Source organism: Oxalobacteraceae bacterium OTU3CAMAD1 (assembly GCA_024123915.1).
GTDB lineage: Bacteria > Pseudomonadota > Gammaproteobacteria > Burkholderiales > Burkholderiaceae_D > Rugamonas.
This window is the reverse complement of sequence record CP099650.1, coordinates 1109552-1123006: the sequence shown is the minus strand read 5'-3', so window position 1 is coordinate 1123006 and position 13455 is coordinate 1109552. Positions and strand designations below refer to the sequence as shown.

Below are 13455 nucleotides of genomic sequence, written 5' to 3'. Positions count from 1 at the left end.
AGGAGCTTTGCATGCAATTCGAGGCAACACTGGAATGGAAACGCGACGGACAGGATTTTCTCGGACAGCGCTACAGCCGCGCGCACACCTGGCGCTTCGACGGCGGCGCCGTCGTGCCGGCGTCGTCGTCGCCGCTGTCGGTGCCGCTGCCGATGTCCGACGCCGCCGCTGTCGACCCCGAGGAGGCGCTGGTGGCCGCAGCGTCGAGCTGCCACATGCTGTTCTTCCTGTCGATCGCCGCCAAACGGGGGCACACGGTCGACAGCTACACCGACCACGCGATCGGCACGCTCGGCAAGAACGCCCAGGGGAAAATGGCGATGACGCGCATTGCGCTGCGCCCGGCCATCGTGTTCGCCGGCACCGCGCCGCCGGGCGAAGATGAGCTGCACGCCATCCACCACGAGGCGCACGAAAAGTGCTACATCGCCAATTCGCTTAACTTCGAGGTAGTGGTCGAGCCGCCGGCCGCCTGATCGAACCGGATCAGGTTTCCAGGTCGCTCGACAGGCCGACGCGGCGCCGCTCGCCGCCCAGCGACAGCGGTCCTTCCAGGTTGCTGACCAGCCGCACCTCGCCTGCGGACAGCGCCTCGTCGACTTGATGCATCAATCGCGTGAACAGGCCGTCGGCACGGGCGCGCTCGGTGCCGTACAGCGCCGCCCAGGCGTTGCGGCCGGAACGCTTGGCGATGTACAGGCCCTGGTCGGCCAGCTCCACCACTTGCGACCACGACAGCAGGCGCGGTTGCGCCGGCAGGAAGGGGAAGCAGGCAAAGCCGATCGAGCAGGTCTTCGACAGCCGCACGCCGTCCGGCAGCACGAACTCGCGCTCGGCGACGACACGGCGCATGCGCTCGGCCACCACGCGCGCGTCGTCGCGGTGGGTGGCGCGCGCCAGCACCAGGAACTCCTCGCCGCCCCAGCGGATCACATAGTCCGATTCGCGGAACACTTCGCGCAGGCGCTCGGTCATCTGCACCAGGATGGCGTCGCCGGCGGCGTGGCCGTAGCGGTCGTTGACTTCCTTGAAGTGGTCGATATCGACCATGAAGAACACCAGGTCGTTGGCCGCGTGCTGTTCCCATTCGGTCATCTGGTGGCCGCGCTGCTGGCCGCCGTCGTAGCCGCGCAAACTCATCGCCACATCGGCGTCGACATTGCGCAGGAAGAAGCGGCGGTTGCGCAGGCCGGTCAACTGGTCGGTCAGGCTGACCTCCTCGAGCGCCTGGTAGGCGCGTTCGAGCTCCAGGTTTTTTTCCACCAGTTGCTCCTGGGTGGCGCTCAAGGTCTTCAGGGTCGCCGCCACCTGGCGGTAGGCGCTGGCATTGTCGAGCGCGATGGCGCCGTACGCGCACAGGGTGCGGAAGATCAGCCGCTCGCGCTCGCCGTAGGCGTTGGCGTGCAGCGACTGCACCGTCATCGCGCCCAGCACGCGCTCGCCCACGCGCAGCGGCGCGAACAACAACGTCAGGGTCGGCAGCGTGCCCGGGATCAGGTTCGGCGTCACATCCGCCTCGCCCAGTTCGATCAGGATCTCGCGCCGCTCGCGCACGCAGCGCGAGGTATTGGCGCGCGGGTCCGCCAGCGAATAGCGCACCTCCGGCAGCGGATTGCCGGCCTCGACGCCGAAAGCGCACGACAGCCACACGCCGTTCGGCTCCAGCAGGAAAATCGAGAAATGCGTGGCGTCGAGCAGGCCGTGCACGTGGCGGTCCAGCGCGCGGAACACCGCCGCCGCGTCCAGGTGGGCGGTGATTTCCTGGCCGACCGCGCTCAGGTGCGCCAAGGTGGCGCTGGTTTGCTGCAGCACCTCGGCGCGCTGCGCCTCGGCCGCCGCCAGCTGGCGATGGTGCTCGGCCTCGGTCTGCGCGCGCTCGGTCTGGTACTGCACCTGCATGGCGATGGCGCGGTTGGTGGCCTGCTGGCTGTGGGTCTGGTCGCGCGCGGCGCCGGCCTGCAGCGCGATCGCGTAGGCGCGCGCGTGGTCGCCGATGGCGGCGTATTCGCGCGCGGTGGCGTCGAGCAGCGCGCCGGGCACCGTGTAGCCGTCGATGGTCGCGGCGATCTCCAGCGCCAGCAGCAGGTAGTGCAGCACCGGGTTGGGCGCCATCATCAGATCCGGCTCGGGCAGCGCGTGGTGGGCGTGGATATCGGCCAGCACGTTGAGGGCGGCGATCTGGCCCAGGGCGTCGCCGTGCTCGCGCGCCAGCGCCAGCGCGCCGCGCACGGCGGCCAGCGCCTCGTCCGGACGGTCCAGGTGCGACAGCGCATGCGCCTGGCCGCGCCGCGCGCTGCTCTGGAAATCGTTTTGCGCCAGCGCGTCGCCGCGCGCGGCCAGCCGCGTGAAACTGTCGAGCGCGGCCGCGTGGTTGCCCAGGTCGAGCGCCAGGTCGCCCTGGTATTCCAGCGCCACCGCGTAGGCGCGCGAACCGGACAGCGGCGCCAGCACGGCCAGCGCCTCGCGCAGCAGGGCTTGGGCGGCCTCGCGCTGGCCCAGCTGGCGCAAGGTTTCGGCGGTCTGCATCAGGCACATGCCGATCGACAACGGCCAGCCGGCCGGACGCGCCAGGTCGAGCCCGCGCTGCATCCATTCCAGCGCCGCCTCGTGCGCGTTGAGACTGGTGAAGCCATTGCCGATATTCGTGGCGATGATGATGGCGCGGCGCACCTGGCCGCTCACCAGCGCCATCTCGAAGCTGAGCATCAGGTGGCCGATGGCGCGACCGTACTCGCTGCGCTGGAAGGCGCAGGTGCCGAAGTAGTCGCTGACCCAGCCGGCGGCGATGGGCGGCAGGCCGCCCGGATCGGCGTCGAAACGGCCGCCCCATTGCCGCTGCGCGGCCTGCCAGTCGCCGAAGGCGGCGCAAATGCCGGCGGCGGCGTCGATCACGTCCACGCGCACCGGATCGCCGCCGGCGCGGGCGGCCGCGCCGGCCTGGGCCAGCCAGCGGTCGCCGGCCGCGCTGTCGCCCCGGTCGTTCGATATCCAGCCCAGCACCCAGCACGCATCGGCGCGGGCCAGCGCCGGCGCGACGGACGCATCGGGAGTGAGGGCGGCGGCCTGCTCGAACAGCGACAGCGCCTGCTCCGCCTGGTACTGGGCGGTGTCGAGCTGGCCGTTGAGCCATTCCGATTCGGCGGCGATCAGCAGCAGGCGGCCGCGCACCACCAGCGCGTCGGCCGGTGGCAACGCGCCCGTCAGGGGAACGATATCGGCGGACAGGGCACGAGCACGTGCCGGCGCGCGCTGGCGCAAATGCCAGGCGAGCGCCACCAGCAACGGCAAGCGCGCCGTGCCGGAAATCTCCGGCAACACCGCCTCCCACCGCGCCAGCTCCTCATCGAGGGCAAACATGTCCACCAAGTGACGTCCTTTGACTGTGTGCCGGGCGTAGTTGCCCGAACGCATTTAAACGCTGTTACCGCATTATTCCACAGTTTTCAGGAGCCCTCGCAGCCCCGCTCCAAGTGCCTGAATGCAAAGCAAATTCAGTTCCTCGAAGCAATTTTACTGTATTTTGGGCGCGTCGGTTTTGCCCGCCGCCATCTGCGGCACGGACTTCATGTGCTGGGTGATGGTTGGCTCCAGCTTGGCCGCCAAGGCCTTGATGTCCGGGTCCTTGGCCTTTTGCTGGGCGTCGGTGACCAGTTTGTGGGCGGCCTTGTGGTCGTTGACGCCGGCGTTGGCGATATAGGTCTTGTCGAACTGCTCGCCGCTGAGCGCGTTGAGCCGGTCGGCCATCTTCTTGTGCTTGGCATCAGGCTCGGTGGGCAGGGTCACGTTCTTGGCCTGCGCCACTTGCTGCACCTCCTGCAAGCCCTTGGTGTGGTCGTCGACCATCTTCTGGGCGAAGGACTTGACCTCCGGCGAGGTGGCTTTTTGCAGCGCGATATTGCCGGCGGCAACCTCGTTGACATTGGCCTGAGCCAGGCTGGTGAGGATACGCTGGTCGCCCTTGCTCAGATTTTGGGCAATGGCCGCGCCGGCGGCCAGCAGGCCCAGACACGCGGCGACCGCGATCCTGATCTTGTTGTTCATGATGGGTTCTCCCAAAAGAATGACGAGGAATTAATTTTACAAAGCCTGGACAATGCCGGACGCACCTTACGGCTATGCAAGAGGGTGGCCGGAACGAAAAAAAGCGCCGCAAGCGGCGCCTTCTTGTGTAGCTGAGACAACGCTCAGGAAGCGTGCTTGCTGATCTCGATCAAACGGGTCCGCATGGTGTCGCTGGCGGCGGGCCCCGGTGCGAACATATAGTCTTCGTCGTTGATGGCCAGGCCGCTGTTGGCGTCGACCAGCACCTGATCGGCCGGTTTGCCGGTTTCGCGGCTCACCACCAGCAGGCTGGCGCCTTCCGGTGCCAGATGGTCGTTGCCCCAGGCGATGAACGCCAGCAGCACAGGCTTGAAGTCGCGGCCGGCCTTGGTCAGCAGGTATTCATAGCGCGGTGGACGGGCGCTGTACTGGCGCCGCTCCATCAGGCCGCCCTCGACCAGCCCGGCCAGCCGGCGGGTCAGCATGTTGGGGGCGATCTTCAGGCTCTTTTCAAATTCGTCGAAGCGCGACAGGCCGTAGAAGGCGTCGCGCAGGATCAAAATGCTCCACCATTCGCCAACTTTACCCAGGCTGCGGGCGATAGGGCAAGGCATGCGGCCGAAATCGGTATGTTTCATGTGTAACTCCTTGGTTCAGGTGAACAGGAAAATTGGTTGAAAACGTGGCGTGCGATGCGACTTACTTGCATGGCTGCCGTAACAATGTGTGACTTTTATGCGAGCAAACCCCTGTGACTATGTGTGATTTTTCTAGTGTCAATTTTGCCTCCCTTTTTTGCCCTGCGGTTTAAGTACTTTCCCTGTGAAAAACAATATTTTTCAGCCCTTTTTCAGTGACCAAAATAGGCCAAAAAACGACCCTCAAAACTCTCCAAATTCCACCGTTTCGTGAAGTGAATTTCAGCGTGAAATGTGAACATTGGATAGAATGTTGATTCACGGTAAAATTCGTTCTATGGATGCAACTTACTAACCACTGCCTTTCGAATTGATCGTCATGAAAATCCTTGCCGCCCCGCTGACCCTCGCACTTGCCGCCGTCCTCTTCGGCTCGCCGCTGTCCGCCGTCGCGGGCAACAAGGCCGCCACCAGCGGCATGCAGGTGAGCTTCGTGGTCAAGGAGGCTTGCACCGTGCAGAGCGCGACCAGCCAGCCCCGCGCCACCGCCCGCGCCGCCATGCCCGCCACGACCGCCCCCGCACCGGCGGTCGTCTGCGAACTGAAAACCCCTTACCTGCTCACGCGTGGCGACCAGCCCGCCCCCGCCAATACCGCCAATACCACCACTGACCGCCCCGCCGCGCCCATCCGCACCGAATCGGGCGCGCAGAACTGGGTCGTCTACTTCTGATGCCACCGGCCGCCACCCGCGCGCGCCAGCCCGGCCCGGCTCAAAACGACACCGTGGCCGTCACCGTATCCTTGTAATCCCCCGGCGATGGCGTACCCTGCGCGGGCACCAAGCCATATAAAGTCTGCGTCTGCGCGCCGCCGTTGCCCGTCCCCGAAATAATTACCGTACCGCCGCTGCCGTCGCCCCAGCTGCTGCCGTCCAGTGTGGTCGAGATCTGATATGCCACCAGCTCCGCGCCCGCCACTTTGCGCATCCTGCGGGCGGTCGAGGTGCCGTTGGCACCGCCCGACAGGGCCACGCGGTAAGCCGTGTTCTTGCTGCACACCACCGACATGCTCGACGTCGTGCGCACCGCGCTCGTCAGCAATTTGCTGTTCGGGAAGACCAGGTTGCCGACATTGATGTTGCAATCGTTGATGACGGCGGCGCTGACCCGGAACGCGATCGGCATGGTCGGCCCGAGCGCGCAGGCCGGGGTGCCCGTCAGGAAAAAGACGTACTGCATCAGCCCGCTGCCGGCGCCGAAGTCCGACGTGAAGGTCAGGTCGTCCGGCCCGAGCGTCAGGCCGGACAGGGTGGCGTCGGCCGACAGCTTGCCGAACAGGCTGATGTTCTGTTCCAGCGAGCCGACGCCGCCGCCCTTGGTCATCGAAAAGATGATCGGCGTCGGCGTGTTGGTGCCCACCCAGCCACCCCACACCTTGGCCGGCGTGTAGGTGGCGTCGGTATAGATGTTGTAGTTGGCGCGCAGCGCGCCGTTGCCGATCTGCCGCGTGCTGGTCACCGTGGCCGAGGAATTGGTGCCGGCGCCGAGGTACAGGCAGACCGTCACGTTCGGCGTCAACAGGTTGCCGAGGAAATTGGTCCAGGTGCAGGTGACCTTGAAGCTGGCCGACGCATACACGTCCACGCTGGAAATCGAGCTGACGCTGGGGAACACGAAGTTCTGCGGCGTGATCGCGCAACTGTCGGCGCGCGCGTGCCCGCCGAGCAAGGTCAGCAGTAAAGCCGGCGCCAGCGTGCGCGGCGCCGCCACGGGCAGGCGGCGCAGCAGGGCGGCCACGGCGCCCGTCATTGCACGCCCCGGCAAATGAAGGGGCCGATGGCCGGCAAGGCGTTGCCCTTGACCGCAACATAGGGAAACTCGACGATGCAATCGACGCCGCCGGCGCGCAGGCGCAGGTGGTTGAGCGGGGCCAGGTTGTCGATGAAGGCGACGCCGTCGAAACCGACCAGCGTGGTGGCGCCGCTCTCGACATGCAACACCTCGGCGCCGGCCGCCAGCGGCTTTCCATCGGCGCCGTGCAGGATCACGCTGGCGGCCGCATAGGTCTCGACAGGGAAGCGCGCCAGCATGCCGGACATGCGCGCCGGCACCACGCTACGGCTGGTGTTGGCCACCCGCGCGTGCAGCGGCAGCGCGCTGGTGTCGATGCCGATCTGGTTGACCAGGTAAGGATTCAGGTTGGGCACCAGCAGATAGCCGTCGGCGCCGGTGCGTCCCAGCGGCCGGTTTTCCTGCAGCACCGGCACGCCGCCGACACCGTCGGTCGACACCAGCGCGAAGCCGGCGCCGACCTGGCGCGCCGCGTGCACGCTGCCGTCCATCAGCACCAGCGAGCCGGCGGCGTTGAGCGAGGTGTTGCGGTTGTCGCCGGTTTGCTGCACCAGCGCGCCGACCTGGCCGTAGCCGCCCAGATAATTGAGCTGGGCCTGGCGCAGCGCCGCGCCGTTGTTGCCGATCGATTGCACGCCCCAGCCGAAGCCGCCGTCGTAATCGGCCGCGCGGCCGGCGGTCAGCACGGTGCTGCGCACGCCGTTCTGGCGGCCCCGGCTGGCGTTGACGGCGATACGGTCGCCGAACGAGGCGCTCAGGCTGAAGAACACGCCGCGCGTCTGGGCGTCGCGGGTGTCGCGGAAGGCGCTCACGCTCAGGAACAGGCCGGCGCCCAGGGTGGCCGAGTACGACAGCGCGGCCACCCGCGCCGGCGGCACCAGCGGCGCGCGCAGGGCGACCAGGCTGGCGCCGACGCTGTGGCCAGGGAACAAGGCCAGGTTCACATTGATCCGGTCGTTGGCGCGCGCGCCGGCGCCGCTGTCGGCGGTGGCCAGGTCGCTGTAGCCGGCGCTGGCGCGCAGGGTTTCGGCGTCGATGCTGAAGCGTCCGCTCAAATATTGGTAGCCCACGCCGGCCTGGGCGCCGGCGCCACGGCCGCCGCTGCCGGCGATGGAACCGCGCACCACGCCGGCCTGGCCGAGCCGCAGCATGGCGCCGAGCCCGCCGTTGACGACACTGCGGCCGGCCTCGCCGTGCGCCTCCAGGGTCAGGCTGTCGCTCAGGCCGTGCCGCAGCGAACCGCTGACAGCCGGCGTGCGGGCGTAGCCGAAAGACCTTCTGGCGTAGTCGCGCCGCAGCACGCCGACTTCGACCGAGTAGTCGCTCAGGCCGGCGGCCAGCAGGCGCGTATCGACATACAGCGGCACCGTGGTCGAGACGGCGCGCCCGGCCGTATCGCGCGTGACCAGCGTGGCTTGGCCGGCGCCGTTGATGCCGGCGACCTGGTTGATCACGAACGGCCCCGACGGCACGGCCGTCTCGACCTGGCGCACGCCGTTGACATACAGGCTGACGGCGCTGGGCACCACCGCCGAGCCGGCCAACGTGGCGACCGGGAAGGTCAGCAGGTCCGGCCGCAGGTCGAAGCTCTTGCGCCATTGCATGCCGCCCATGCGCAGCGAACGGCTCCACGGCAGCGACGACGAGATCAGGTCGCCCACCTGCCACACCGCCAGGGTGTCCGGGTCGGCATGCACCCACGAGGTGTCGAAGCGGATGTATTGGCGCAGGTCGCCGCTGTGGTTGTACGTGCCAGTGCTGCTGAGCACGCCTCTGTCGTTGAAGTAGCGCAGCTCATGGGCCAGCGACAGGCTGCGGTCGCGGCCGAGGCGGCTGAAGGCGTCATAGGTGAGCACCGCGCCCGGCGTGACCGTGGCCGCGCCGGCCTGGCGCACGGTGCGCACCGACAGCGCCACCGGCGCGCGCAGGGCGTCGGCCACGCGCAGCGCGATGGCCTGGCGCGCCGCGTCGTAGGTGTAGCTCAGGCCGGCGATGTCGTCGAGGTCGAACTCCTCCCGCCCCGCCACGCCAAAACGTTCCGGGTCCAGCTCGAGCTCGCGCAAATTGCGCACGCTGCTGCGCAACCCCGAGGTTGTACCCCGGGTGTAGCGCTGGATCAAACCGGTCTGTTCACCGTTCAACTCTACCTCCAAAAAAAGCTCGTCTTCGGCCACCGCCGGCGGCGTTTGCCCGTTTGCCACCACGGCCGCCATCGCCGCCGCGCAGGACAGCACCGACAGGCAGATCAGCCGCCCCCACATGGGCCCCGGCCCTATTCCAGCCGGCTCGCCGTGCTGGCGCGCGCGGGCCGCGAATTAATATTGGCGCTGACCGCCAGCGTCCCGCTCAGGTCGTTCTCGGCCGGCGTCGGCAAGCGCCACTCGCGCTGGCGTCCGGCCAGCACGTAGCCGAACAGGCCGGCGGCGATGACGAACTGCTCGCCGGCGGCGTTGCGCAGTTCGAGCGCGCCGATCTGCGCGCGCTGGTTGCCGGTATTGCGCACGCGCAGCATCCAGCTGCCCTCTTTTTTGTACACCGACCACGCCAATACCGGCACGGCGCGCTCGTCGGCCGGCAGCACGAACATCGGCACCGAATACCGCAGGCGGATGTCGACGCCGGCCGCCGGGCCGCCGTCCTCGCGCGGAATCTCGTCAATCAAAATCCGGTAGGTCAACTCGTTGCTCGGGAGTTGCTGGCTACGTCGTACAAGACGAATGACCTGGCTGCTTTTGGGCCCGATCTGCAGTATTGGCGGACTCGCCACCACTTCCTGTGTCGGCGTCAGGACGTCGTCGCCCTCGTTCTGCTCCCACTGGTACACCCTGACCTGGCCATACACCGGGGTCTCCCCCAGGTTTTGCATCGAGATGCCCGTGGCCCCCTGGCCGGCACGCAAAACTATCATCACCGGGGAAATCTGCAGGTTGGCCGCGCCCGCCTGTACCCCCGGCATCGCGAGGACGCCATACAACACCCAGCACAGGAACCGCGCCGGTCTTTTCATCGTTTAGAAGTACACCGTGGCGGTGATGGTCGACTTGTACGTGTCCGGCTGCGGCGTGGCCTGGGCCGGCACGACGCCGTATACGGTCAAGGTTTGCGAGTTGCCGGTGCCGGTGCCCGACAGCGTGTCAGTGCCCTGCGTGTTGCCCCAGTTGGTGGCGCCGGCGGTCTGGTACAGGTTGAAGGCGACGGTGCCGGTGTTGGCGCCGGTACCGCTGAGCACGCGCGCCGCCACCGTCGAGCCGGTGCCGGTGCCGGCGTTCAAGCCGACGTTGTACAGCGTGGTATTGGTGCAGGTGACGCTGAGCGTGGTGTTGATCGACACCGCCGTCGCCAGCACGCCCTGTGACTGGCCGAAGTCGAGCGGATTGGCCGCGATGGTGCAGTCGGCAACGATTTTCAAGGTGACGTCGAAGGTGTTGGTCTTGCTGCCGTTGACATAGACGGCCGCGTCGGCGCCGGGCAACGTGGCGGCCAGCATGGCCGACACCGCAACGGTGGCCGCCGCAAGGCGGGATGTGCGCCTGTTTTTCATTTCTACCCCCATAATTAACAATTGAGCGACGGTGCCGAGAGGCGTTGTTCAGGACAATTGCCATCGCTCAACACTTGAACCAATTATTGATGATCTAAAAAAACCCTGCTTTTGCTGCAAGTGACTACGGTTTTGGGAGCGTAGAAAACTATTAAAAATTTTTAAAAGATAGGCATAATACGCAACAGGGCGTGAAGAATTTATCAACCAAGCAAGGTGAACCATGCCGACGGCCAGTGACAGTACGCAGCGCAAAATACTCATCGTGGACGACTCCGCGTTCGAGCAGCGCGTGCTGGTCGATCTCCTCAGCGAGCTGCCGTACAAGGTGTCGGTGGCCTTCAACGGCCTGCAGGGCTACCAGCTGGCGCTGGCTAATCAGCCGGACCTGATCCTGCTCGACGTGCGCATGCCCAATATGGACGGCTACACCGCGTGCAGGTTGCTCAAAGCCAACCCTGTGACGCAGGACATCCCGGTGATTTTCCTGAGCGGCGCCGACGCCGACGAGGAGCGCATCATGGGCCTGTCGATCGGTGGCGTCGACTATGTCTCCAAGCCGTTTTCGCCGGGCGAGCTGGCCGCCCGCATCCAGGTCCACCTGAACCTGGCGCGCCGGGTCAGCGACCGCGGCTTGCAGGCCTCCAACGACCCCGAGGCCGATCATGGCGGCAGTGGCGGCGCCGCCTCGAGCGGCGCCGACAGCGATCCGGACGCGGTCATCGTGGCCGCCGTCAAACGCCTGATCGCCGACAACCTGGCCACTTTGCCGGGGCTGGCGGAGATCGCCCGCAGCGTCGGCACCTACCGGGAAAAGTTGTCGCAAATCTTCCGCGAGCAAACCGGCATGACGGTGTTCGCCTTCATCCGCGAAGCCCGCATCAAGCGCGGCGAGGAATTGCTGCGCGAAACGGACATGGATGTACAGGACATCGCGCTCTTGATCGGATTTAACAATGCGGGCAATTTCGCCACCGCCTTCCGCGAGCGCACCGGCATCACGCCGAGCGCCTTCCGCAGCTCCAACCACCACCAGCAAAGAAAAACGCCGCAGGCCTGACGGCGTGCGGCGTTGTCCGGAGCGTGCCCGGCGGGCTTAGCGCAGCCGGAACACGCTGACCACCGCCGCCAGGTTGGCGGCCTGCTCCTGCAACGAACCGGCGGCGGCGGCCGCCTCCTCGACCAGCGCGGCGTTTTGCTGCGTCACCTCGTCCATCTGCGTGATGGCGCGGTTGACTTCCTCGATGCCGGTGCTCTGCTCGTGGCTGGCGGCCGAGATCTCGGCCACCACGTCGCTGACGCGGCGCACGCTTGAGACCACCTCGGCCATCGTCGTGCCGGCGCGCTGCACCAGCGCCGTGCCGCTGTCGACCTGGGTCACCGAATCGTCGATCAACTGCTTGATCTCCTTGGCCGCCGCCGCGCTGCGCTGGGCCAGGTTGCGCACCTCGCTGGCGACCACGGCGAAGCCGCGCCCCTGCTCGCCGGCGCGCGCCGCCTCGACGGCGGCGTTGAGCGCCAGGATGTTGGTTTGGAAGGCGATGCCGTCGATCACGCTGATGATGTCAACGATCTTGCGCGAGGCCGCGCTGATCGCCTCCATCGTGGCGATCACCTCGCCCACCACCTGGCCGCCGTCGGTGGCCGTGCCGGACGCCGATTGCGCCAGCTGGTTGGCCTGGCGGGCGTTGTCGGCGTTCTGCTTGACGGTCGAGGTCAGCTCCTCCATCGCCGAGGCGGTCTCCTCCAGCGAACTGGCCTGCTCCTCGGTGCGGCTCGACAGGTCGAGGTTGCCGCTGGCGATCTCCGCCGACGCGGTGGCGATGGTGTCGGTGCCGCCGCGCACTTCGCCCACCACCCGCAGCAGGCTGTCGTTCATGGCTTTGAGCGACAACATCAATTGTCCCGTCTCGTCCTTGCTGGTGCTGGCGATGTGGCCGGTCAAGTCGCCCTCGGCCACGCGGCGGGCGATCACCACCGCCTCCTGCAGCGGCGCGGCGACGGCGCGCGACACCGTCGTCGCCAGCAACAGACTGATGACGATCAGCGCCGCCAGCGCGCCCAGGATCAGCTTGCGCGCCAGCGAGAACGTCTGCTCGGCCGACGTGTCGGACGCGGCGCTGCCGTCGTCGTTGATCTTGGCCAGCGCGTCGAGCTGTTCGTTAATCTGGCGGAACACCTTGTTGGAGGCGCCACGGAACAGCACCCGCGCCTCCTCTTTCTGGCCGGCGCGCGACAGCGCCATCAGCTTTTTGCTTTCGGCCAGGTAGGCTTCCATGGTTTTCTGGAACTCGGCGTAGATGCGGATCTCGTCCGGCTCCGACACCAGCGGCGCGTACGAGGCCTGCTGCTTGCCCAGGGTCTCGAGGCGGGTCGCCATCGATTTTTCGGTGGCCGCCATGTCGGCCTCCTCGGACAGCAGGATGTGAGTCGATTCGGAGATGCGGTAGCGCGACATCGACGTCTGCATCTGGCCCAGGTAGCGCACCGCCGGCATCCAGTTGGTGGCGATGTCGGTCGATGCCTGGTTGACCTTGACCAGCTGGTTGATCGAGAACAGGCCGAGGAAGCAGGTCAGCGCGATCACCACCGCGAACGCCAGGATTAACTTCTTGCCTATCTTGAGATCATAGAACCATTGCATTTTATGCTCCATATTTTTTCCACTTGGAAATGAATGATAGAGCGTGCCCAGGACAATGTCGATTTTTTGTCGTGTTTTCTAGGCGCCGAGTTGTAGCTTTGCCTCTTGGCCGCGCATCTGCCGGCGCCAGAAGAACCACGACGCCAGCGCATTGAGCCAATAGGCAGCGTACAGCGCGGCCGTCAGGTACAAGCCGCGGCTGGCGTACAGCGGAACGGAGACGGTGTTGACCAGCAGCCAGAACGGCCAGGTCTGCAAGCGCCGCCCCATCAACAGCAACTGCGCGATGATGCTGAACATCAGCACGGCCGAATCGATGAATGGCGCGTAGGCGTCGGTATACACTTGCAGCATCAAGCCGTAGGCGGCGGTGGCCGCCAGGCCGGCCACCGCCATCGAGCCCACCAGCAACGGCCGCGCCCTGGAAATCGGCAGCGCCCCGCCGCCGCCGCTGCCCCCAACCATCCATTGGCGCCAGCCGATCAGGCAGGTGACGATGAAGAAGCCTTGCAGGGCGACGTCGGCGTAGAGTTTGGAGGTGTAGAACAGCGCGGCGAACATCGAACAGCCGATCACGCCCAGCCACCACGAATGCACATTGTTGCGTCCGGCGAGCACGATGGACAGCGCCATGACGGCATTGGCGGCGACTTCCAGCGGTGTGGTCAAAACGGCGTCCTTCGGTGGGTGGCGCCTGGCTGGCGCCGAAGTTCGGAGGGCCGGCAGCGAAGGTCGGCC

At 66.6% G+C, this 13455-nt stretch carries 12 protein-coding genes; 3 read left to right on the top strand and 9 right to left on the bottom strand.

The genetic code is table 11. The annotated features are described in order from the left end of the window. The first annotated feature begins 11 nt into the window (after positions 1-11). Positions 12-476, top strand: a complete 465-nt coding sequence (locus NHH88_04770; protein USX15114.1) for an OsmC family protein — start codon at positions 12-14, stop codon at positions 474-476. 10 nt (positions 477-486) lie between these two features. Here the strand turns inward: NHH88_04770 and NHH88_04765 are convergent, their stop codons facing one another. From NHH88_04765 to NHH88_04755, 3 genes are all read right to left on the bottom strand, one after another. Continuing rightward, positions 487-3357 carry a diguanylate cyclase gene (locus NHH88_04765; protein ID USX15113.1) on the bottom strand — a complete coding sequence of 957 codons (2871 nt, stop codon included), beginning with the start codon at positions 3355-3357 and terminating at the stop codon, positions 487-489. 153 nt (positions 3358-3510) lie between these two features. Then, positions 3511-4041, bottom strand: coding sequence for a DUF4142 domain-containing protein (locus NHH88_04760; protein USX15112.1), 531 nt, complete (start codon positions 4039-4041; stop codon positions 3511-3513). Positions 4042-4184: 143 nt separating this feature from the next. Continuing rightward, entirely contained in the window at positions 4185-4679 is a 495-nt protein-coding gene (locus NHH88_04755) for a helix-turn-helix transcriptional regulator (protein USX15111.1), read from the bottom strand. 379 nt (positions 4680-5058) lie between these two features. Between NHH88_04755 and NHH88_04750 the strand changes: the two genes are divergently transcribed. Next, entirely contained in the window at positions 5059-5412 is a 354-nt protein-coding gene (locus tag NHH88_04750) for a hypothetical protein (protein USX15110.1), read from the top strand. A gap of 40 nt (positions 5413-5452) precedes the next feature. On the opposite strand, the gene NHH88_04745 is transcribed toward NHH88_04750, so the two are convergent. Genes NHH88_04745 through NHH88_04730 form a run of 4 tightly spaced genes read right to left on the bottom strand, consistent with a single transcriptional unit; the run spans position 5453 to position 10073 of the window. Continuing rightward, positions 5453-6490 (bottom strand): spore coat U domain-containing protein, encoded by a 1038-nt coding sequence (locus NHH88_04745; GenBank protein ID USX15109.1) that lies wholly within the window; start codon positions 6488-6490, stop codon positions 5453-5455. Next, positions 6487-8793, bottom strand: coding sequence for a fimbria/pilus outer membrane usher protein (locus NHH88_04740; protein USX15108.1), 2307 nt, complete (start codon positions 8791-8793; stop codon positions 6487-6489). The genes NHH88_04745 and NHH88_04740 overlap by 4 nt, the downstream gene beginning before the upstream one ends. 11 nt (positions 8794-8804) lie before the next feature. Then, positions 8805-9539: a molecular chaperone gene (locus NHH88_04735; protein USX15107.1), complete on the bottom strand. Its 735-nt coding sequence runs from the start codon at positions 9537-9539 to the stop codon at positions 8805-8807. A gap of 3 nt (positions 9540-9542) precedes the next feature. Further along, the gene (locus tag NHH88_04730) at positions 9543-10073 is read right to left on the bottom strand and encodes a spore coat U domain-containing protein (protein USX15106.1); all 531 of its coding nucleotides are present in this window, start codon (positions 10071-10073) and stop codon (positions 9543-9545) included. 223 nt (positions 10074-10296) lie between these two features. Between NHH88_04730 and NHH88_04725 the strand changes: the two genes are divergently transcribed. Next, positions 10297-11133, top strand: coding sequence for a response regulator (locus NHH88_04725; protein USX15105.1), 837 nt, complete (start codon positions 10297-10299; stop codon positions 11131-11133). A 36-nt stretch (positions 11134-11169) separates the two neighbouring features. On the opposite strand, the gene NHH88_04720 is transcribed toward NHH88_04725, so the two are convergent. Next, complete coding sequence (locus NHH88_04720) at positions 11170-12717, bottom strand: methyl-accepting chemotaxis protein (protein USX15104.1); 1548 nt, start codon at positions 12715-12717, stop codon at positions 11170-11172. A gap of 78 nt (positions 12718-12795) precedes the next feature. Then, positions 12796-13386, bottom strand: a complete 591-nt coding sequence (pnuC, locus tag NHH88_04715) for a nicotinamide riboside transporter PnuC (GenBank protein USX15103.1) — start codon at positions 13384-13386, stop codon at positions 12796-12798. Between the last annotated feature and the right edge of the window lie 69 nt (positions 13387-13455).

What these genes read in the sequence shown, in the direction of transcription:
- NHH88_04770 (USX15114.1), top strand. Translation starts at nt 12, where the DNA reads ATGCAATTCGAGGCAACACTGGAATGGAAACGCGACGGACAGGATTTT.
- NHH88_04765 (USX15113.1), bottom strand. Translation starts at nt 3,357, where the DNA reads ATGTTTGCCCTCGATGAGGAGCTGGCGCGGTGGGAGGCGGTGTTGCCG.
- NHH88_04760 (USX15112.1), bottom strand. Translation starts at nt 4,041, where the DNA reads ATGAACAACAAGATCAGGATCGCGGTCGCCGCGTGTCTGGGCCTGCTG.
- NHH88_04755 (USX15111.1), bottom strand. Translation starts at nt 4,679, where the DNA reads ATGAAACATACCGATTTCGGCCGCATGCCTTGCCCTATCGCCCGCAGC.
- NHH88_04750 (USX15110.1), top strand. Translation starts at nt 5,059, where the DNA reads ATGAAAATCCTTGCCGCCCCGCTGACCCTCGCACTTGCCGCCGTCCTC.
- NHH88_04745 (USX15109.1), bottom strand. Translation starts at nt 6,490, where the DNA reads ATGACGGGCGCCGTGGCCGCCCTGCTGCGCCGCCTGCCCGTGGCGGCG.
- NHH88_04740 (USX15108.1), bottom strand. Translation starts at nt 8,793, where the DNA reads ATGTGGGGGCGGCTGATCTGCCTGTCGGTGCTGTCCTGCGCGGCGGCG.
- NHH88_04735 (USX15107.1), bottom strand. Translation starts at nt 9,539, where the DNA reads ATGAAAAGACCGGCGCGGTTCCTGTGCTGGGTGTTGTATGGCGTCCTC.
- NHH88_04730 (USX15106.1), bottom strand. Translation starts at nt 10,073, where the DNA reads ATGAAAAACAGGCGCACATCCCGCCTTGCGGCGGCCACCGTTGCGGTG.
- NHH88_04725 (USX15105.1), top strand. Translation starts at nt 10,297, where the DNA reads ATGCCGACGGCCAGTGACAGTACGCAGCGCAAAATACTCATCGTGGAC.
- NHH88_04720 (USX15104.1), bottom strand. Translation starts at nt 12,717, where the DNA reads ATGCAATGGTTCTATGATCTCAAGATAGGCAAGAAGTTAATCCTGGCG.